Here is a 19,890-nt window from a genome sequence, read left to right on the forward strand (position 1 = left end):
CCTGCACGCTCATTGACCGTCATCCCGTGCGCCTCTACGTTTCACCGCCATGAATCGATTCATCATTTCTGTGTGAGGGGTCGTAGTGATCAGTAGGAGGAACATCCTGACGGCTGCGGCGGCCGCGGCCGGCACGGCAGCCGCCACGGCCGCCGACACCGGATCAGCGACGGCCGCACCAGCCCGGGCCGGTACGCGAGGCGGCGCCCTGCGCGTCACCGCTCCGACCGTCGAGTACGTTCGGCACCCCCTGGGTCTCGACGTACAGCACCCGCGCCTGAGCTGGCCGATGGCCTCGGACGAGCAGGGTGCGCGACAGAGCGCCTACCAGGTCCGCGTCGCCTCCAGCGCGGCGGCGCTGTCGCATCCTGATGTCTGGGACAGCGGAAAGGTCAGCTCCGACGAGTCCGTCCTCGTTCCGTACGCGGGACCCCAACTGAAGCCGCGGACACGGTACTTCTGGTCCGTACGCGTATGGGACGCCACGAACCACGCCTCCGGCTGGAGCCCGGCGGCGTGGTGGGAGACCGGCCTCATGGACGCCGCGCAGTGGTCCGCCGACTGGGTCTCCGCTCCCCCGGCTCTCACCGACGCGCCCTCGCTGGAGGGCAGTGCGTGGATCTGGTTCCCCGAGGGCGAACCGGCCATCAGCGCACCGGCGGTGACCCGTTGGTTCCGGCGCACCGTCGATCTCCCGGACGGGATCACGGCCGCGACCCTGGCCATCACCGCCGACAACGTCTACGCCGTCTCCGTGAACGGCACCGAGGTGGCCCGCACCGACCTGGCGACCGACCACGACGGCTGGCGCAGGCCGGCCGTCGTCGACGTCCTCGCTCAGGTGCGTTCCGGGAAGAACGTCCTCGCGGTCTCGGCCACCAACGCGACCGTGGGGCCGGCCGGCCTGGTCGCCGTTCTCACCCTTCGCACCGCATCCGGCGAACAGAAGATCGTCACCGACGCCTCCTGGACGTCGACGGACGAGGAACCCGCCGCGGGCTGGCGCGAGGCCGACTTCGACGACACCGGCTGGCCGGCGGCCAAGGTGGCAGCCGCGTGGGGCGCCGGCCCCTGGGGGAGGGTCGTCCCGGTGTTGTACGCCGCCAACCAGCTGCGACACGAGTTCAGGCTCTCGCGCAAGAAGGTGTCCCGCGCCCGCCTGTACGCCACCGCTCTCGGCCTGTACGAAGCCCACCTCAACGGCCACCGTGTGGGCCGCGATCAGCTCACTCCCGGCTGGACCGACTACCGCGAACGTGTCCAGTACCAGACGTACGACGTCACCACGCTGGTGCGGCCCGGAGCCAACGCCATCGGCGCGTACCTGGCGCCCGGCTGGTACGCGGGCGACGTCGGCATGTTCGGACCGCACCAGTACGGTGAACGCCCCGCGCTGCTGGCGCAGTTGGAGGTGGAGTACACCGACGGGACGAGTGAGCGCGTCACCTCGGGCACCGACTGGCGGGCCGCCTCCGGACCGATCGTCTCCGCCGACCTGCTGGGCGGCGAGACGTACGACGCACGCGAGGAGACCCCCGGCTGGACCTCACCCGGCTTCGACGACCGGACCTGGCTCGACGTCCGCGCCGCGGGCGAGGCGGCTCCCGAGAGAATCGTCGCCCAGGTGGACGGGCCGGTCCGGGTGGCCGAGGAACTCCCGGTCAAGGAGGTGACCGAACCCAGGCCGGGCGTCTTCGTCTTCGATCTGGGTCAGAACATGGTCGGCTCGGTACGGCTGCGTGTCTCGGGCGCCGCGGGAACGACCGTACGTCTGAGGCACGCCGAGGTCCTCAACCCGGACGGCACCCTCTACACCGCGAACCTGCGCACCGCCGCGGCCACCGACACCTACACCCTCAAGGGCGGCGGCGAGGAGACGTACCAGCCACGCTTCACCTTCCACGGCTTTCGCCACGTCGAAGTGACCGGCTTCCCCGGCACCCCCTCGGCGAAGGCCGTGACCGGTCGCGTCATGCATACGTCCGCCCCCTTCACCCTCGAGTTCGAGACCGACGTCCCGATGCTCAACACGCTGCACAGAAACATCACTTGGGGGCAGCGCGGCAACTTCCTCTCCATCCCGACGGACACCCCCGCGCGCGACGAGCGCCTGGGGTGGACGGGCGACATCAACGTCTTCGCGCCCACGGCCGCGTACACGATGGAGTCGGCCCGCTTCCTCACCAAGTGGCTCGTGGACCTGCGCGACGCGCAGACCACGGAGGGCGCCTTCACGGACGTGGCACCGACGGTCGGGACGCTCGGCGACGGTGTCGCCGGATGGGGCGACGCGGGTGTCACGGTCCCCTGGGCCCTGTACCAGGCGTACGGGGACCGGCAGGTCCTGGAGGACTCCTGGCCGTCCATCCAGAGCTGGCTGAAATACCTGGAGGAGAACAGCGCCGACCTGCTGCGGCCGGCCACCGGATACGGCGACTGGCTGAACGTCTCCGACGAGACCCCGAAGGACGTCGTCGCCACCGCCTACTTCGCGCACAGCGCCGATCTCGCGGCCCGGATCGCCCAGGCGCTCGACGAGGACCCCGCCCCCTACCTCGGCCTCTTCGAGCGCGTCCGCGAGGCGTTCCAGAACGCCTACGTCACAGCCGCCGGCCGGGTGAAGGGTGACACGCAGACGGCCTATGTCCTCGCCCTGTCGATGAACCTGCTGCCGGATGCGCTGCGGAAGGCGGCGGCCGACCGTCTTGTCGCGCTGATCGAGGCCAAGGACTGGCACCTGTCGACGGGATTCCTCGGTACGCCCCGGCTGCTGCCCGTCCTCACCGACACCGGCCACAACGACGTCGCCTACCGGCTGCTCCAGCAACGTTCCTTCCCCAGCTGGGGCTATCAGATCGACAAGGGCGCCACCACGATGTGGGAACGCTGGGACTCCATCCAGCCCGACGGTGCCTTCCAGACCCCGGACATGAACTCCTTCAACCACTACGCCTACGGCTCGGTGGGCGAGTGGATGTACACGAACATCGCCGGCATCGCGGCGGGCCGGCCCGGCTACCGGGAGATCGTCATCCGCCCCCGCCCGGGCGGCGACGTCACCTCCGCCCGCGCCACGTTCGCCTCGGTCCACGGCCCGGTCTCCACACAGTGGCGGCGGAAGTCCGGCGGCTTCGTCCTCACCTGCGCCGTGCCGCCGAACACGACCGCCGAAGTGTGGATTCCCGCGGACGCGCCGGACGCGGTCACCCACACCCACGCGACGTTCCTGCGCGAGGAGGACGGCTGCGTGGTCTACCAGGTCGGTTCCGGCAACCACCGCTTCGCCACGTAACGCGCCCGCAGGCCGGCCCGCGGCACGTCGGCGGGCCGGCCGTGGGAAGCGGCCTGTCCACACGAGATGCCCATGTGCTCGACGGCCCGGCGGTACGGGTGAGTGCCGCGCGCCTGTCCAGCGGACAGAATGCAATGCCCGACGGCTTGATCGCATCACTCGCCCGCTATCGGCGTCTCCTCACGGACAACCCACAGACCCCCCTCCCTCCTCCTAGGTGGCGCGAGAGGCGCCCGGGACCGACGGAACGTCTGCGCACGGTGTTTTGAGGAGAGGATCATTGATCCGTGCCCGGCGAATATGTGTGACCGCCGTGGCGGTGCTGGCGGCCCTGGCGGGCTCGCCCGGACTGGCACAGGCCGAACAGCCGCACGAATCGGGGCCGTTGAGCGCGACGGACGACAACCCCCTTCCGCCGGGGTGGCGGATCGGCGGGAAGGGCGGGGCGCGCGAGGCTGAACATCCCGCCCGGCAGCAGCAGCGTGGACTTCGTCGTGCCGACCGTGCGGGACCAGGTGGCCGAGCCGACCGAGTCGATGCGCCTCGCGCTGACCGACAGAAAGGCCGAGCCGCTGCCCGACAGGCCGGTGCTGACGGGGACGTGCTCGACAAGCCGTAAGCACGATGTACGAGGGATCGTGAGCACCCTCTTGTGCGGGGTCCGGTCTGTCCGGGCCCCGCGCTTCACAAGGTCACGCGGATCCCGACCGTCCCGTCCAGCCGCCGGCGCAGCTGGGGGCGGTGGTCGCCGCGTCGATCGGTTCACCCGCACGTCCAACGGCGGGCCCCCCCCCGCGCCGTCTTCGCCGCCCTCCGGGCGGGCGGAAACACCAGGATGCTGAGCCGTTCGAAGGGCTGCGGAGGAACGTCGGTCGGACGTCCTCGGTCATGACGGCCGCCCGCCGAACTGCCAGTTGGCTCAGCTGGGCACAATGGATAATCGGATGCCCCGTGCCGACAGCGGAGGATGAGGCCGGCCGGCGAACCCGTCGAAGTCCTATACACCCATGGCGCCTTGCACGAAGCGCCGAAGGTGCGTACGCACGACGTCGGGCCGCTCCAACCAGGGCTCGTGTCCTGCGCCCTCGATCCGGGTCAGCGGAAGAGCGAGCCGGAGCGCGAGTGATTCAAGCGCCGACACAGGACGGGGATCGTCGGCCCCACCGAGGAGCTCCGCCCGCGGGGGCAGGCGCGCGCGTAGATCGGCAAGGTGCTCATCGAGCGGATCCGCGCGTCCTTCCCTGCCAAGTTCGCCGTTCATGGACCAGTTGACGGGGCGACGCCGCCGGGCGCCCTGGGCCGCCCAGTGCGACCCGCGTTCGGGATCGGCGTGGTCGGTGGACCAGGCCAGCGTGAGCAGCTCGACTTCCTGATCCTCGGTGCGGTGCGGCAGCTCCTCCAATGCGCGGAGCCGCTCCTGCTGCACCGCGGACATGCGGCGGCCTCGCTCCACGCGGTATTCGGTACGCCAATCGCCTACGAACGGCCCGCACATCAGCAGCATCGCGGCAATCCGGTCAGGGTGCCTCAGACAGAACCGGCTCGCCAAATCGGTGCCGTAGGAATGCCCGATCAGCACGGCCTTGGACACCTCCCATGCGTCGAGCAGTTCGGCCAGATCGTCGACATGCCGGGCGAGGGAGTGGGGGCCCCGCCAAGGGGATCGACCCGTGCCGCGCTGGTCGTACCGGTAGACAGGCGCGAGGTCCGCGATCATGGGGGCGACCTCGCCCAGATAGTCCGGCAGACCCGGACCGCCATGGAGCAGGATCACGGCCGGCTTCCGAGTCGTGTCCCCCAGCGCCATCCAGCGCAACTGCGCCTCGTCGGTCGTCGACACGAGGCCCTGCGTCTCCATGAAAGTCACCGCGAAGAACCTACCCGTGTCACTGAGGCTCCGCCAAGGGCTGAAGGACATGCCAAGTACGTGTTTCTGAGCCCTTGTTCGGTCCATCGGAACGCTGCTCATCCTGGACCTGACCCTGTCCGAACGTTCAGGGACCGAGACCGGAGGAGCATCAACTCGACGCGGTGATGTTCTCCCACGGTGGGGGTGTCCCCACCGCCAAGAGGTGGCTCGCCGGATGGGCCTGCCGAGGAGGCGCTGTCCGGGGCCCGCGCTCTGATCGACTCAGGTGTGCTGGAGCGTGAGCACGTCGAGGAGATCCATGCGCTGCACTGCGGACCGTTCCCCGTCGGCCAGTTCGCCGTGACTCCTGGCTACGGGATGCCTGGCCAGGACAAGGCGGACGTGACCCTCTCCGGGCCGGACGCACTCGATGCAGCGCGGCGCCTGGCCGTCGATGTCGGCGCGCTCGCAACCGTGGCTCTGCCACAGACCCCGGCGGACCTGGAGCGGATCATCGCTGAATCCCAGACGCCCGACGGGCCGCTGGCCCGGTTCGTAGCCTTGCGGGCAACAGCGCAGGAGGCGAAGGTGAGTGTGTCCTATCGCTGCTGGCCGCAGGAGCGGTACGTGGAGGTGCGGGAAAACATTCGTCGACTGGCCAAGCCCTATGCGGGGGCCGGGGTGCGCTTCCCCGCTGAGCCGTTCCCGGCCTTGGTCTGCCCAGAACGCGACGGCCGCCTGCTCGCCCACCACCTGCGCCGCACCGTCGGCCAGGACACGGTCACCGAGCTCTGTGCCGCCTTCCCGCCCTTCAGCGGCGAGGACTTCGCCCTCTTCCTGGAGCGGCTCCCCGGTACGTACACCTTCCTCGGTGTCCAAGCCCCTGGCAGCCCCATCACCACGAGTTATCCGCATTACCCCGACTTCTCCCCTGATGAGCGCGCCATCGGCGTCGGTGTGCGGGCGATGGCGGGCTGGATCGCCGAGCGCACCCACGGGGACGCAGGGTCTGCGAGGCGGACCCAGTAGCTCGGCCGGTGTACGCCGTCAACGGTCCGCCGGCACCCTCTGGGGAGTCCGCGCCTCGTCCGTGACCCGCGTCCCGGGGTGCATCAGCGCGCACACGAACCCGATGCCGAGTGCGATGGCCATGCCGTAGAACACCCACTGGTTGGCCTCGGCGAAGTCCATCCGGATGGCGTTCATCGAGTCACGCATCACCGTGGCGACGGGCCCCTCCCCGGTCGGCGTCTTGGCGTCAGGGTTGCCGGTCACCGCCTCGGAGATGTCACGGGCGGCTGCTCTCGCCGGGCCTTGGGGCACTCCCCTGGCCTGGAGTGTCTCGACGACCTTGTTGGTGGTGACATGCGTCAGGACCGTGCCGAACACCGCGAGGCCCACGGCAGCCGCGTAGTTGCGCACGGTCTGGGTGATGCCCGTGACCTCGCCGTACGAGGCGTTGAGGGACCGGTTCACGGCGTCCGTCGAGGCGGGCGCGAGCAGGAGGCCGATACCGGCGCCGGCGAGGGCTGCGTAGAGCCACTGGTCGTGCATCGAAAGGTCCGTCAGCTTGCCGGCCCACAACGCGAACCCGACCGCGCCGAGCGCCGTACCCAGTTTCATCGCGGGACGCGCGCCACGCTTGTCGAGGATTCGCCCGCCCCACTGGGAGGCGATACCGAAGCCGATGAAGAAGTACAGGAGATACAGCGCGGCCTGGTTCGGGGAGGCGCTGAGGGAGACCTGGGCGTAGACGGAGGCGAAGAAGAACACCGGGACGAAGGCGAGCATCGCGAAGAACAGGACGGCCGAATCGACGCTGAACGCCCTGTCTCGGAAGACCTGGAGCCTGATGAGCGGTTCCTCGACGCGCAGTTCGTACGCGCAGAACGCCACCAGCACCGCGAGTCCGCCGATGATGCAGGCCCAGGTGGCGAAGCTGCTCCAGCCCCAGGCGGAGGCCTGTTGCAGGCCCAGCACGCTCAGCCCCATGCCGGCGGCGACGAGGACGGCGCCGGGCACGTCGAGCCGTTCACGGCGGACCTGGTGGGGGATGTGGGCGAGCGCGGTCAGGACCAGGGCGATGACCGCGACGGGCACGTTGACCCAGAAGATCGAGCGCCAGGTCCAGTCGGTGAGCCAGCCGCCGAGGAGCGGACCGATCGCGGTGAGGGCGCCGGACAGGCCGAAGAACAGGGCGAGGGCCCGGCCGCGTCTGTCCACCGGGAAGACGGCGACGACGACGGCGAGCGCGGCGGGGAACATCAGGGCGGCGCCCAGTCCCTGGGTGGCGCGGAAGACGATCAGCCAGCTCTGGGCGAAGCTGTCGTCGGGGACGCAGCCGCACAGCACCGAGGAGACGACGAAGAGCAGGGTGCCGATCACCATCATCCGGCGGTGCCCGAGGATGTCGGCGAGCCGGCCGCCGAGCGCGAAGAACGCGGCCAGGGCGAGCAGATAGGCGTTGATCACCCACTGCATCCCCGACGCGGAGAGGCCGAGCTCGTCCACGATGCTGGGAGCGGCGATGGCGACGATCGTCTGGTCGATGAACGTCATCGACACGGCGAACAGCGTCGCCGCGAGAGCCAAGGTCTCGTTGGGCGGCGCAGGACCGGGAACGACCGCCTCAGAACCAGAACGTCCCTTTATGTCTGCCATACGCGGATTCTCCCCCCGCCTCGGATGGTGCGCACGCGACAGCAGGCCGTCGTTGCCCGTCCGGCCTGCCTCCTGTCTCGACTCGCGGCACAGTGGACGCATGAACGCAGACGACAGGAACCTGCTGGCTCGGGGACGCGTGGCGACCAGGCTGCCCGCCCAGAACCTGGACCGGGCACGGCGTTTCTACTACGAGCAGCTCGGCCTGGAGCCCGTCGACGAACGACCCGGTGGCCTGCTGTACCGGTGCGGAGGGACGGATTTCGCCCTGTTCGAGTCGACGGGGTCCTCGACCGGCGCCTTCACCCAGATGGGGTGGGAGGTCGATGACATCGAGACGATCGTCGCGGAACTCAAGCGGCGCGGTGTGGTGTTCGAAGAGGTCGACCTTCCCGGATTCCGGACGGAGGACGGGATCGCCGAGATCGACGGAAACTACCCGAGCAAGGGCGCACGGGGTGAGCGCGCCGCCTGGTTCCGCGACAGCGAGGGAAACCTGCTGGGCATCGGCGAACCGGTGGCGGCGGCCGCGCCTGCGTGATGACCGTGATGACCAGGCCGGGCAGCGGGACGCCGGAAACACCGTCCCCCCCCCTCGGCGGGACGCCGGAAGCACACCTTCTCGCCGGGCAGGCAGGTATGTGATTCCGGCGAACTCGGGAGCTGCCCGACTCCCGACTCAGGAGTAGCCGGAGACGATGCCGGGGCCCACCGCCGGACGATCAGCGGCGCCGCAGTGCCGGGTCGAGCAGCGCGGGCGGGGTGTCGTGCTTCTCGTGCGCGGCGAGGTCGGTGCCGGGGGCGACGATCGCGTCGATCGCGTCGAGTACGTCGGCGGAGAGCACGGTGTCCGCGGCGGCGAGTTGCGAGTCCAGGTGGTCCAGCGTGCGGGGGCCGATGAGCGCGCAGGTCACGGCGGGGTGCGCGGTCACGAATCCGAGCGCGAGCTGGATCATCGTGAGGCCGGCCTCGTCGGCGACCTTGGCCAGCCGCTCGACCGCGTCGAGCCTGGCCCGGTTGGCGGGGATGGCGGTGTCGAAAAGTTGCGGCATGAACGTGGAGCGGCTGGTGGTGATGTCCCGGCCCTCGCGGATCGCGCCGGAGAGCCAGCCCGAGGCCAGCGGGCTCCACACCAGCACACCGAGCCCGTACTCCTCGGTCACGGGCAGCACATCGGTCTCGATCCCGCGCTGCAGGATCGAATAGCTGGGCTGTTCGGTGACGTAACGGCTCAGGCGGTTGTCGCGGGCGGCCCACTGCGCCTGCACGAGGCGGTACGCCGGGAAGGTCGAGGAGCCGAAGTAGCGGATCTTCCCCGCGCGCTGCAGGTCGGTCAGAGCCGACAGGGTCTCCTCGTCGCTGGTGCGCGGGTCCCATCGGTGGATCTGGTAGAGGTCGACGTGATCGACACCGAGGCGGCGCAGGCTGTTGTCCAGCTCGGTGACCAGCCAGCGGCGTGAACCGCCCTGGTGGTTACGCTCGTCGCCCATCGGCATGCTCGCCTTCGTGGCCAGCACGATGTCGTCACGGCGGCCGGCGATGGCTTTGCCGACCATCTCCTCCGACTCGCCGTTGCTGTACATGTCGGCGGTGTCGATGAGGTTGATGCCGCCCTCGAGAGCGGCATCGACGATGGCGGTGGCCTCGTCCTGGGTGGTGCGCCCGATCGCGCCGAAATTCATCGCGCCGAGCGCGAGCGAGCTGACCTGCACACCGGTGCGGCCCAAGGTGCGGTACTGCATGACTGTGTTCCTCCACTGCGAATGAAACGTGGTGACAACGCATGGCTTGGTTGCGGGGCCCCTGCTCTGACATCATGAGCAAGCGGAACCTCGTTCCGGTAACGATACGGAACACAGTTCCGCTTTGGCAAGCTCGACAGTGGAGGGAACGGCACGGTGAACGGCAGCGACGAGAACGCGGGGCGAGCAGCCCAGTCCAAGCGGGCGGACGCCCGGCGCAACAAGGAGACTCTGCTCGACGCGGCCGCCGCGGTCTTCGTCACCTCAGGCGTGGAAGCGCCGGTACGGGACATCGCGGCCGAGGCAGGTGTCGGGCTGGGCACGATCTACCGCCACTTCCCGACGCGCGCGGATCTCATCATCGCCGTCTACCGGCACCAGGTCGACGCCTGCGCCGAGGCCGGGCCGGCCCTGCTGGCGACCAGCGCGACCCCTCACGCCGCACTGGGGCAGTGGATCAACCGCTTCGTCGACTTCCTGGTCACCAAGCACGGACTCGCCGCCGTGCTGCAGTCCGACAACGCCGGCTTCGACACGCTGCACGCCTACTTCCTCGACCGCCTCGTGCCCGTGTGCGCCCAGCTGCTCGACGCCGCGGCCGCTTCCGGCGAGATCCGCTCCGACCTGGAGGCCTACGAACTCATGCGCGGCGTCGGCAACCTCTGCATCGGCGCCGACAACGATCCACGCTACGACGCACGTCGACTGGTCGAGCTCCTCATCGCGGGACTGCGCCGACCGCACTGACCCATCGGCCAGTCTGCCGCGCAGGGGCAGGTCTCTCAGCACGCATTCCCCGGAGTGGGCCCGGAGTCCCTCGACCGGACCGCGCGTGATCAGCCGTTGCCGACCTCCCGCGCCGCGTCCTCCAGGCGGCTGCGGTGGGCCTGCCACGACGCATGGTCACCCGCCGGGATGTTGTCCTTGCCCTTCACCCAGCCGACGGCCCCGTCGATGAGCTCTCGCACGATGTCCGCGTGGCCTGCGTGGCGGTTGGTGTCGGCGAGCACGCGTACCAGGAGATGGTGGAGTGTCGTCGCTCGTCGCTCCTCCGGCCACCACGGAACATGACCGACCGCGTCGAGCGGCAGCGTCGCGAACGTGCTGTCCGAGTGCTCCCACGCCTGGTGGTACAGCCCGACGATGTCCTCGCGTGACTCGTCGGCCGTGGCCCACATGTCCGCGTTGGGTTCGGCGTCCTCCGTGTACCACCAGGGCGGTGGCTCCTCGGTGAAGAACGGCCGTCCGAACGTGTCGCCGAAGTACCCCAGCTCCACGCCCGCGGCATGTTTGACCAGCCCCAGGAGGTTGGTACCGGTGGGCGTCAGAGGGCGGCGGATGTCGTATTCCGAGAGCCCTTCGAGCTTCCACACCAGGGCTTCCCGGGCATCTCGCAGGTAGCGGAGAAGGTCCGCCTTCGCATTGGATTCGATCATGCCGGGCAGTCTCGCATCCGGCACTGACATCCGGGTGAGGCCGTGCACGACCTCACCCGCACCCGCCCACGGGCTCCTGGCTATCGCACGAGACAGGGGCGTTTGCTGCTGAACTCCCAACCAGGGACGAGGTATTGCATCCCCGCGGCATCGTCACGCGCCCCCAGTGCCTTCTCCTGGTAGAGGGCATGGGCCGCAAGGAGCCGGTCCATGTCGAGCTGGATGCCCAGGCCGGGGGCTTCCGGTACCGCGATCTCGCCGCCGACGATGCGCGGCGGGGCGGTGGTTAGCCGTTCCAGGCCTTCCTGCCAGATCCAGTGCGTGTCCAGGGCGTTGTACTCGCCCGGGGCCGCGGCTCCGCAGTGAGTGACCATCGCCAGGGAGATGTCGAAGTGGTTGTTGGAGTGACAACCCCAGGTGAGGCCCATCGCGTTGCACAACTGCGCCACGCGTACGGAACCCTGCATGGTCCAGAAATGGGGGTCCGCCAGCGGAATGGAGACCGACTGCAGAGCCAGGGCGTGCGTCATCTGCCGCCAGTCAGTGGCGATCATGTTGGTCGCCGTGGGCAGGCCGGTGGCGCGTCGGAACTCGGCCAGGATCTCCCGTCCCGAGTAGCCGTCCTCAGCTCCGCAGGGGTCCTCCGCGTACGCGAGCGTCCCGGTCAGGGGCCGGCAGAGCTCGATCGCCTCGCGCAGCGACCACGCCCCGTTCGGGTCGAGGGTGATCCGTGCCTCGGGGAAACGGTCCTTGAGGGCCCGTACGGCCTTGACCTCCTCGGCGCCCTCCAGGACACCGCCCTTGAGCTTGAAGTCGCGGAAGCCGTAGAGCTGATGGGCCGCCTCCGCCTGTCGGACGATGGCCTGCGCCGACAGGGCTTCCTCGTGCCGCACGCGGTACCAGTCGACGTCCGAGTCGGGTTCGCGGACGTACTCCAGATCGGTGCGGTCGGGGTCGCCGACATAGAAGAGGTAGCCCAACACCCGTACGGACGAGCGCTGTTGTCCGTCGCCCAGTAGCGCGGCGACCGGCACGTCGAGGTGCTGTCCGAGGAGGTCGAGCAGCGCCGACTCGACGGCCGTGACCGCGTGGACGGTGGTGCGCAGGTCGAAGGTCTGAGCCCCGCGTCCGCCGGAGTCACGGTCGGCGAAGTGGTCCCCGATCTCGCGCAGGACCCGCTTGTAGTCGCCCACCTTCGCACCGACGACAAGGGACTCGGCGTCGCGCAGTGTCCGCGTGATCTTCTCCCCGCCCGGCACCTCCCCCAGCCCCGTGCGCCCCTCGGAGTCGGTGAGCACGACGACGTTGCGGGTGAAGTAGGGACCGTGGGCGCCGGAGAGGTTCAGCTCCATGCTGTCCCGGCCGGCGACGGGATAGACGGAGAACGTGGTGACGGTCGGCTGACTCATGCTCAAAGAAGTCCTTGCGTACGAGGGTGGAGGGGCCGTGGTCAGAGGCTGAGGACGTCGAGGACCCACTCGGCCGTCAGGACGCCGCCGAGCCCGAGGATGGCGAGCACGGTCGTGTAGCTGGTGCGGACCTTGATCGCTTCGATGACGGAGAGGTTGAAGTACTCCTTGAACAGCCAGAACCCGGGGTCGTTGACGTGTGAGCAGGCGATCGAACCGCAGGCGACGGCCAGCACCATCGTCTCGGGGTGGACGCCGCTGCCCGCGATGAGCGGCAGCACCACACCGGAGGCGGTGACGACGGCGACGGTCGCCGAGCCGAGCGCCACGCGCAGGATCACGGCGATGAGCCAGGCGAGGATGATCGGCGAGATGGACCAGCTGTCGGTGGCGTCCTTGATGTAGTCGGAGATCCCGCCTTCGACGAGGACGTTCTTGAAGGCGCCGCCGGCGCCGATCACCAGGAGGATCATCGCCATCGCCTGGGCCGCCGAGGTGCAGGAGGCGCTGACGTCGCTCAGGCTCCGGCCGATCCGGGGGCCGAACGCCCAGATCGCCAGGCACAGGGCCAGCAGCAGCGCGATCGGCGCCGAGCCGATGAAGGCGACGGCATGCAGGAACGGACTGTCACCGGAGGTGGTCATGTCGGTCACCGCGGCGGCCACGATCAGCACCACGGGGAAGAGCGCCACGAACAGCGACCAGCCCAGGCCGGGCATCTCCTCGTCGGTGAACTCCCGCTCGCTGACGAGACCCTTGGGGATGGAGGGGTCCATCGCCCTGATGAACGGCAGGCGAGGCCAGGCCAGAGCGATGAGCGCGCCGGCCGGGACGGCTATGAACAGGCCGTAGAACAGGGTCAGTCCGACCGAGGCGTGGAAGGTCGCGGCGACGGCGGTGGGGCCGGGGTGCGGCGGCAGGAAACTGTGCATGGTGGACAGCGCGATGGACATCGGCAGCCCCACCCACAGCAGCTTGGCTCCGGTGACCCTGACCAGGGTGAACGCTATGGGCACGATGATGATGAAGGCGACCTCGTAGAACATGGTCACACCGATGAGCATGGACGTGACCACCATCGCGACCTGCACCCAGCGCGGGCCGAAGGCGTCGAGGAGTTTGCCGGCGATCCGCTGTGCGGCGCCGGAGTCCCCCATGACACGCCCGACCATGGCGCCCAGCCCGATGGTGAGCATGGTGTCGCCGATCTGGTCCCCGATGCCCTCGGAGAGGACGTCCGGGATGTCCGCCACCGGAATGCCACGGACCAGCGCGACGCCGACCGCCACGAGCAGCAGGGCCGCGAACCCGTTGAGTCTCAGCCTGGTCATGAGGAGCAGCAGAATCAGAACGCTGATCCCGACTACGAGGAGAGGCATGTCAGTTCCCCTTTGAACTGCGATGGGGTGGCGCACCGGCCCGGTCGTGCGGGCCGTGCGGTCATCGGGCGGGTACAGCGGTCATCCGGGAGGCACGAGGGACGCCTGCGCGTCCGTCGGCCGGGGCTCAGGCAGGTCGTCGTACGGCACCGACCAGGCTCAGGCCGTGGTCCAGCACCTTCTCCAGGTCGGCGAGGTCGTCCGGGCCGGGGTCGGTGAGCGGGGCGCGCACCGGGCCGACCGGGAGACCGCGCAGCCGGGCGGCGGCTTTGACCAGTGAGACGGCGTATCCGGGCACTCGGTCGCGGAGTTCGACCAGCGGGATGTAGAACTCGCGCAGGAGCCTGGTCACGCCCGCGTCGTCCCCGTCCCGCAGGGCGGCGAAGAAGGTGTTCGCGATCTCCGGCGCGAAGGCGTGGACGGCTGACGAGTAGGCGGGGACGCCGACGGTGGCGTAGGCGCGGGCCTGGATCTCCGCGGTGGCGGCGCCGTTGAAGAACAGGAAGTCCTCGGGGGCGGCGAGTGTGAGGCGCTGGAGCCGGTCGAGGTCGCTGTGGCCGTCCTTCAGGCCGACGACGCCGGGTATCTCCGCGATCCGGCGCAGCCCGTCGGCGGTGAAGGCGACCTGACCGCGCTGGTACGCGATGAGCGGCAGCCGGGTTCCGGCGGCGATCCGGCGCACCTGCTCCACCAGGCCGTCCTGCGGGGCGGTGACCAGGTAGTGGGGCAGCAGCAGCGCCGCGTCCGCGCCGGCGTCCTGCGCGATACGGGCGAACCGCAGCGCCTGCGCCCAGCCGTACCCGATGCCCGCGACCACCGGCAACCGTCCGTCGGCGACCTCGACCGTGGTTTCGACGACGGCGCGGTACTCGTCCTCGTCCAGCGAGAAGAACTCTCCGGTCCCGCAGGCGGGGAACACCGCGCCGGGCGCGGTGGCCAACCGGTCGGTCAGGTACGACCGGTACGACTCCAGGTCGAGGCCGCCGTCGTCACGGAAGCTCGTGAGCGGGAAGGACAGCACCCCACGCGCCATTCCGTCACGGAGCCGTCGGACGGCCTCGTCGACCCCCGCGCTGATCCCTGTCATGAAACCTGTCTCTCTATGCAGACGACGTCTACGTATGCAGATGGAGGTTAGGTTGGTGAACGGGACGGGTCAATGGGTGTGCGGGCCCGGATTTACGATGGGCGCCATGGAGAGCAGAGGCGTTCGCGGCGTGAAGTCCGCGGCCCGGACCGTCGCACTGCTGGAACTGCTCGCCGCGCGGGGCGAACAGCCCTCACGCCTGGACGAGCTCGCCGAGGACCTCGATGTGCCGCGCAGCAGCATGTACCAGTTGCTCCAGACCCTCGTCGACTGCGGCTGGGTCCGCTCCGACGCCACCGGTTCCCTCTACGGCATCGGCATCCGCGCGCTCCTCACGGGCACCAGCTACCTCGACGGCGACCGGCGCATCCGCGCGGTCCGCCCCTACCTCGACGAGGCCTCGGACGCGCTGGGCGAGACGATCCACCTGGCGCGGCTCGACGGCTGCGACGTCGTCTACCTCGCCACCCGCGAGTCCCACGAGTACCTGCGCACCATCAGCCGCGTCGGGCGCCGGGTCCCGGCCCATGCCGGCGCCCTCGGCAAGGCACTGCTCGCGGAACGTTCCGACGACGAACTCCCTTTTCCGAACGGGCCGTTGACCCCCCTCACGGAGAACACGCACACCAGTCGTGCCGCGCTGCTCGCCGACCTGGCGAAGGTGCGCGAGCGGGGTTACTCCATCGACCGCGAGGAGACCGTGCCCGGCATCGCGGGTTTCGGATTCGCTCTGCGGTACGACGCGCCGGCCACCGACGCCATCAGCTGCTCGGTCCCGGTGGCCCGGCTCACCCAGGCGCACGAGGTCCGCATCGTGGCCGTCATGCGGGACGTACGAGCGGAGATCGAGAGCGATCTGCCGCCCGTCACCGGTGCGCCCGACTGGCGCTGACTCCACGGCGGGATCACGAGAACAAGGCGTCCAGATCGGGCTTCTTCCCGCCGAACAGGCCGTCCTTCTCACCGAGGGAGGCCAGCTTCTCCAGCGAGGTCATGTCGACATCCGCCGGCCAACTGGGCAGCGTGAGCCGCTTCAGGACGTCGCCGCTGATCTTGGTGTAGGTGGTGAGGACCTGGCGTGCCTCGTCGGGGTGGCCGGAGGCGTAACGCAGGGACTCGGCCATCGCCTCGGTGAACTTCCGCACCAGATCGGGGTTCTGCTGGGCGAGCCCCGTCGAGGTGAAGTACGTGGCCACGGTGAGCCTCGGGTCCGTCTCGGCGAACGGCGAGGCCACGACGCGGGCGCCCTGAGCCTTGGCGATCGTCTGCGCGGGCTCCCCCATCCAGGCGGCGTCCACGCGTCCGCCGTCCACGGCTGCCGGCATCTGGTCGAACGCGATCTCGACGAACTTCACCTTCGCCGGGTCGCCGCCGGCTCTGCGCACCGACTCGCGCACCGTGGTGTCCCCGATGTTCTGCAGGGTGTTCACCGCCACCGTGCGTCCGGCCAGGTCCTTGGCGGTCTTGATCGGACTGTCCTTCTTGACCACCACACCGGTGACATCGGCGCCGACCTTGCCGTTGGAGGCTGCCCCGTTGGCCACCGACCTGACCGGAACTCCCTTGGCCTGAGCGACCATCAACGACGTGGTGTTGCTGAACCCGAACTGGAACTGCCCGCTCACCACTCCGGGAATGATCGCCGCGCCGCCCTGGGCACTCACCATCTCCAGCTTGATGCCGCGGCTGTCGAAGAACCCCTTCTGCTGCCCCAGGTAGAGCGGGGCCACGTCGACGATCGGGATGACGCCGACTTTGACCGTCGTGGTCCTGTCGCCGTTCGAAGGGGACGAACCACTCGCCCCCGAGTCCGACGACCCGCACCCGCCCAAGCCGATGACGGTGACGAGCACTGCTCCGAGGCCGAGAACGCGCCTTTGCATGGGCTCCTCCTGGCGGAAAGCACGGGTGCGTAGCGGCAGCACGGATAAGGTTGTGCATTTTGCTGACGGCCGCAATCTACACACCTGCTGTCAGAGTGTCAGCACCCCGGACAGTCGCGTTTGCGACCGGGCCTGAGAGCCCGAGGCCGGACATGACGTCGGTACGGGGAGCCGCCGGGAGCGAAACATTTTCGGGCCGTCACGCTCCGGCCACCGTGGCGGGCAGCCGCTGAGCTGGGGGAACCGGTCCCCGGTCCGGACTCCCCCGGGTCTTCGCCGTCCGCCCGACGCCTTGTGGCGGTCCGCCGTCCTTGACGGTCCCTGACCTGCTCCTTAGGGTCATTTTGGATCTCGGTTCCCTGTGCGACCACCGTGCATCCCGACAGCACCTGGCAGACGTGGAAACACGTAGGGACAACGCGCCCCGACGGAGAACGTTTGACTGAGCAACGCCGACAAGCCCTGGTCGTCCGCGGCGGCTGGGAAGGCCATCAACCGGTCGAGGCGACCGAGTTGTTCATCCCCCATCTGAAGAGCCACGGTTACGACGTACGCGTCGAGGAGTCACCCGCCGTCTACGCGGACGCCTCCTTCATGGCCGGCGTCGACCTGATCGTGCAGTGCGTGACCATGTCGACCATCGAACAGGCGGAACTGCGCGGTCTGTGCGCCGCGGTCGAGGCGGGTACCGGCCTCGCGGGATGGCACGGCGGTATCGCCGACTCCTACCGCAACAGTTCCGACTATCTGCACCTGATCGGCGGCCAGTTCGCCTGCCATCCGGGCGTACGGCCGTCGGAACGCACCGGCGAGCAGTCCGACAACTACGTCTCCCACACCGTCACCATGCTGCCCGCGGCCGCCGACCATCCCATCACCCGCGGCATCAACGACTTCGACCTCGTCACCGAGCAGTACTGGGTCCTCTGCGACGACTACATCGACGTCCTGGCCACCACCACGCAACGGGTGCGGGAGTGGGACCCCTGGAACCGGCCCGTGGTGTCCCCGGCCATCTGGACCAGACAGTGGGGCAAGGGCAGGGTGTTCGTCGCCACTCCCGGGCACCACCTGCCGGTCCTGGAGGACCTCAACGTACGGACCGTCATCGAAAGAGGACTGCTGTGGGCGAGCCGCTGAACATCGGTGTGATCGGCTGTGGGGTCATCAGCGGCCAGTACCTCGCGAGCTTCGACCGGCTGGCGGCCGTCAACCTGGTGGCCGTCGCGGATCTCGCCCCCGACCGTGCCGCCGCGGCCACCGACGGCCGGACCGGAGTCAGAGCCGCCACGGTCGCGGAGCTGCTGTCCGCCCCCGACGTCGAGCTGGTGGTCAACCTGACCGTCCCGGACGCACACGACGAGATCGCCCTTCAGGCGATCGCGGCCGGGAAGAGTGTCTACGGCGAGAAACCGCTCGCGTCCACCACCCAGCGGGCGCGTACCGTTCTGGACGCGGCGGAGAAGGCGCACGTCGTCGTGGGCTGCGCCCCGGACACCGTCCTGGGAACCGGCGTCCAGACCGCCCGCGCGGCGATCGACCGGGGTCTGATCGGCGCTCCCGTCGCGGCCACGGCCACCATGGTCGTCCCCGGCCACGAACTGTGGCACCCGAACCCCGACTTCTACTACCAGCCCGGCGGCGGCCCGCTCCTGGACATGGGTCCCTACTACGTCTCCGCCCTGGTCACCTTGCTCGGCCCGGTCGTGTCCGTGATCGGGACCGCCAGCCGCACCCGGTCCACCAGGATCATCGGGTCCGGCCCGCGCAGCGGGGAGGCGATACCGGTCAGCACCGGCACCCATGTCACCGGCGTCCTCACGCATGCGTCCGGTGTGCTGTCGACCCTGGTCATGAGCTTCGACGCCGTCGCCACGAGGTCGGCGAACATCGAGGTCCACGGCGAGACCGGCAGTCTCGCGCTCCCCGACCCGAACCGCTTCGACGGCGAGGTGCAGTGGCGCCGTCTGCACGGCGAGGGATGGGAGACCCTTCCCGTGTCCGCCGGGTACCGCGACGCGGGCAGGGGGTACGGGGTCGCCGACCTGGCGTTGACACCGCCAGGGGCGGAACCGCGGGCCGGAGGCGTCCTCGGGTACCACGTGCTGGACATCATGGAATCCGTCCTCGACTCCGCCGCCAGTGACCGGAGAGTGCCTGTCACGAGCACGGCGGAGCGGCCCCGGCCCGTACATCTCCAGTCACTCGGCCCCGACGCATCCGGGACGCGTTCCGGCTGACATGTGCGCCCCGGCGTCCGTGCAGGTGGGCGGGGTGCTCCGGCCGCCGCAGCGCCCTCCCCCGGTCCCGGGCCGTCGCCCCACCCTCGCCCAGGTCCGGGCGCCGACCCGTTCGCGCGCCACGGCGAGTACGGTCAAGGTGTACGGGTCCGGAGGGCGGACTGACGCGAGTGACGACCTGGGCCGGACGGTGACAGATGGAGTGGCGAGAGTTCGCCGAGCGGATGGCGGAGCTCGCGCGCGAGCTGCTGACCAAGGAATCGGTGTCGGAGACCTTGGACGAGATCGCCGCGTCCGCCGTGAAGCTCATCACTGGCTGTGACGCCGCCGGGATCCTCGCGGTGCGCAAGGGGCACGCCGTGACGCTCTCCGCCTGCGGGGAGTGGGTCCGGGAGAGCGACCGGCTGCAGGGAGAACTGGGTGAGGGACCGTGCTTCGACCTGGCTCGCGGCGCCGCCGATGAACGGGCGTACCGGATCGAGGACATGACCGACCCCCAACCGAGCTGGCCACGGTTCGCTGAGGCGGCCCGCGACCTCGGGATCGGCAGCATGACCGGCGTACTGCTGTACACCGACAAGGAGGACTTCGGCGCGCTGAACCTGTACTCGCGGCGTCCCGGCGCCTTCACCCACGAGTTCGAGACGGCCGGCTGGCTGCTGGCCTCGCACGCCGCCGTGGCCCTGTCCAGCGCCCGCACCATCGACCAGCTCGAACACGCGATGCAGACCCGGCACGGCATCGGCGAAGCCATGGGCATCCTCATGGAACGCCACCGGCTGAGTGAGGACGACGCCTTCAACGTGCTGCGCTCCATCTCCCAGGAGCACAACATCAAGCTGCGCGACGTCGCCCAACGTGTCCGGGACGACCGTACCGAACAACTCTGACCGGTCAGCCGAGCGGCGACGG

The 19,890-nt window shown here is 69.5% G+C and carries 15 protein-coding genes and 1 pseudogene; 8 read left to right on the plus strand and 8 right to left on the minus strand.

Annotated elements, in window-relative coordinates; genetic code table 11:
• Positions 1–85 precede the first annotated feature (85 nt).
• The gene (locus tag OHA64_RS04435; protein WP_405608092.1) at positions 86–3,292 is read left to right on the plus strand and encodes an alpha-L-rhamnosidase; all 3,207 of its coding nucleotides are present in this window, start codon (positions 86–88) and stop codon (positions 3,290–3,292) included.
• A gap of 997 nt (positions 3,293–4,289) precedes the next feature.
• Here the strand turns inward: OHA64_RS04435 and OHA64_RS04440 are convergent.
• Positions 4,290–5,150 (minus strand): alpha/beta fold hydrolase, encoded by an 861-nt coding sequence (locus tag OHA64_RS04440; RefSeq protein ID WP_405608095.1) that lies wholly within the window; start codon positions 5,148–5,150, stop codon positions 4,290–4,292.
• 231 nt (positions 5,151–5,381) lie between these two features.
• Here OHA64_RS04440 and OHA64_RS04445 point away from each other — a divergent pair.
• Positions 5,382–6,170, plus strand: a pseudogene (locus OHA64_RS04445) (M20/M25/M40 family metallo-hydrolase); the annotation flags it as partial.
• Between the two features lie 18 nt (positions 6,171–6,188).
• Here OHA64_RS04445 and OHA64_RS04450 read toward each other — a convergent pair.
• Complete coding sequence (locus tag OHA64_RS04450) at positions 6,189–7,802, minus strand: MFS transporter (protein ID WP_405608098.1); 1,614 nt, start codon at positions 7,800–7,802, stop codon at positions 6,189–6,191.
• A gap of 100 nt (positions 7,803–7,902) precedes the next feature.
• On the opposite strand from OHA64_RS04450, the gene OHA64_RS04455 reads away from it, so the two are divergent.
• Positions 7,903–8,343, plus strand: coding sequence for a VOC family protein (locus tag OHA64_RS04455; protein WP_405608101.1), 441 nt, complete (start codon positions 7,903–7,905; stop codon positions 8,341–8,343).
• 181 nt (positions 8,344–8,524) lie between these two features.
• On the opposite strand, the gene OHA64_RS04460 is transcribed toward OHA64_RS04455, so the two are convergent.
• The gene (locus tag OHA64_RS04460; RefSeq protein ID WP_405608104.1) at positions 8,525–9,544 is read right to left on the minus strand and encodes an aldo/keto reductase; all 1,020 of its coding nucleotides are present in this window, start codon (positions 9,542–9,544) and stop codon (positions 8,525–8,527) included.
• Between the two features lie 156 nt (positions 9,545–9,700).
• Between OHA64_RS04460 and OHA64_RS04465 the strand changes: the two genes are divergently transcribed.
• Complete coding sequence (locus tag OHA64_RS04465) at positions 9,701–10,291, plus strand: TetR/AcrR family transcriptional regulator (RefSeq protein WP_405608107.1); 591 nt, start codon at positions 9,701–9,703, stop codon at positions 10,289–10,291.
• 89 nt (positions 10,292–10,380) lie between these two features.
• Here the strand turns inward: OHA64_RS04465 and OHA64_RS04470 are convergent, their stop codons facing one another.
• The 4 genes from OHA64_RS04470 to OHA64_RS04485 form a co-directional block, all read right to left on the minus strand.
• Entirely contained in the window at positions 10,381–10,980 is a 600-nt protein-coding gene (locus OHA64_RS04470) for a DinB family protein (protein WP_405608110.1), read from the minus strand.
• A gap of 80 nt (positions 10,981–11,060) precedes the next feature.
• Entirely contained in the window at positions 11,061–12,389 is a 1,329-nt protein-coding gene (locus OHA64_RS04475) for an enolase C-terminal domain-like protein (RefSeq protein WP_405608113.1), read from the minus strand.
• Positions 12,390–12,430: 41 nt separating this feature from the next.
• Positions 12,431–13,768, minus strand: coding sequence for a gluconate:H+ symporter (locus tag OHA64_RS04480; RefSeq protein WP_405608116.1), 1,338 nt, complete (start codon positions 13,766–13,768; stop codon positions 12,431–12,433).
• A 127-nt stretch (positions 13,769–13,895) separates the two neighbouring features.
• Positions 13,896–14,855: a 5-dehydro-4-deoxyglucarate dehydratase gene (locus OHA64_RS04485; RefSeq protein ID WP_405608119.1), complete on the minus strand. Its 960-nt coding sequence runs from the start codon at positions 14,853–14,855 to the stop codon at positions 13,896–13,898.
• Between the two features lie 106 nt (positions 14,856–14,961).
• On the opposite strand from OHA64_RS04485, the gene OHA64_RS04490 reads away from it, so the two are divergent.
• Positions 14,962–15,747, plus strand: a complete 786-nt coding sequence (locus OHA64_RS04490; RefSeq protein ID WP_405608122.1) for an IclR family transcriptional regulator — start codon at positions 14,962–14,964, stop codon at positions 15,745–15,747.
• Positions 15,748–15,760: 13 nt separating this feature from the next.
• On the opposite strand, the gene OHA64_RS04495 is transcribed toward OHA64_RS04490, so the two are convergent.
• Positions 15,761–16,738: an ABC transporter substrate-binding protein gene (locus OHA64_RS04495; protein WP_405608125.1), complete on the minus strand. Its 978-nt coding sequence runs from the start codon at positions 16,736–16,738 to the stop codon at positions 15,761–15,763.
• A 438-nt stretch (positions 16,739–17,176) separates the two neighbouring features.
• On the opposite strand from OHA64_RS04495, the gene OHA64_RS04500 reads away from it, so the two are divergent.
• The 3 genes from OHA64_RS04500 (at position 17,177) to OHA64_RS04510 (ending at position 19,868) form a co-directional block, all read left to right on the plus strand.
• Positions 17,177–17,878: a ThuA domain-containing protein gene (locus OHA64_RS04500; protein ID WP_405608128.1), complete on the plus strand. Its 702-nt coding sequence runs from the start codon at positions 17,177–17,179 to the stop codon at positions 17,876–17,878.
• On the plus strand, positions 17,863–18,978 hold the full coding sequence (locus OHA64_RS04505; protein WP_405608131.1) for a Gfo/Idh/MocA family protein: 1,116 nt from the start codon (positions 17,863–17,865) through the stop codon (positions 18,976–18,978). Before OHA64_RS04500 ends, OHA64_RS04505 begins: the two co-directional genes overlap by 16 nt.
• A 197-nt stretch (positions 18,979–19,175) precedes the next feature.
• Positions 19,176–19,868 (plus strand): GAF and ANTAR domain-containing protein, encoded by a 693-nt coding sequence (locus OHA64_RS04510; RefSeq protein ID WP_405608134.1) that lies wholly within the window; start codon positions 19,176–19,178, stop codon positions 19,866–19,868.
• Positions 19,869–19,890: the final 22 nt, after the last annotated feature.

This window comes from Streptomyces sp. NBC_00076 (assembly GCF_045041235.1).
In the GTDB taxonomy this organism is placed as follows: Bacteria; Actinomycetota; Actinomycetes; order Streptomycetales; family Streptomycetaceae; genus Streptomyces.

Excerpts from the sequence above, each read along its gene's own strand:
- OHA64_RS04440 (WP_405608095.1), bottom strand. The coding sequence starts at position 5,150 with ATGGAGACGCAGGGCCTCGTGTCGACGACCGACGAGGCGCAGTTGCGC.
- OHA64_RS04450 (WP_405608098.1), bottom strand. The coding sequence starts at position 7,802 with ATGGCAGACATAAAGGGACGTTCTGGTTCTGAGGCGGTCGTTCCCGGT.
- OHA64_RS04455 (WP_405608101.1), top strand. The coding sequence starts at position 7,903 with ATGAACGCAGACGACAGGAACCTGCTGGCTCGGGGACGCGTGGCGACC.
- OHA64_RS04460 (WP_405608104.1), bottom strand. The coding sequence starts at position 9,544 with ATGCAGTACCGCACCTTGGGCCGCACCGGTGTGCAGGTCAGCTCGCTC.
- OHA64_RS04470 (WP_405608110.1), bottom strand. The coding sequence starts at position 10,980 with ATGATCGAATCCAATGCGAAGGCGGACCTTCTCCGCTACCTGCGAGAT.
- OHA64_RS04475 (WP_405608113.1), bottom strand. The coding sequence starts at position 12,389 with ATGAGTCAGCCGACCGTCACCACGTTCTCCGTCTATCCCGTCGCCGGC.
- OHA64_RS04480 (WP_405608116.1), bottom strand. The coding sequence starts at position 13,768 with ATGCCTCTCCTCGTAGTCGGGATCAGCGTTCTGATTCTGCTGCTCCTC.
- OHA64_RS04485 (WP_405608119.1), bottom strand. The coding sequence starts at position 14,855 with ATGACAGGGATCAGCGCGGGGGTCGACGAGGCCGTCCGACGGCTCCGT.
- OHA64_RS04490 (WP_405608122.1), top strand. The coding sequence starts at position 14,962 with ATGGAGAGCAGAGGCGTTCGCGGCGTGAAGTCCGCGGCCCGGACCGTC.
- OHA64_RS04495 (WP_405608125.1), bottom strand. The coding sequence starts at position 16,738 with ATGCAAAGGCGCGTTCTCGGCCTCGGAGCAGTGCTCGTCACCGTCATC.
- OHA64_RS04510 (WP_405608134.1), top strand. The coding sequence starts at position 19,176 with ATGGAGTGGCGAGAGTTCGCCGAGCGGATGGCGGAGCTCGCGCGCGAG.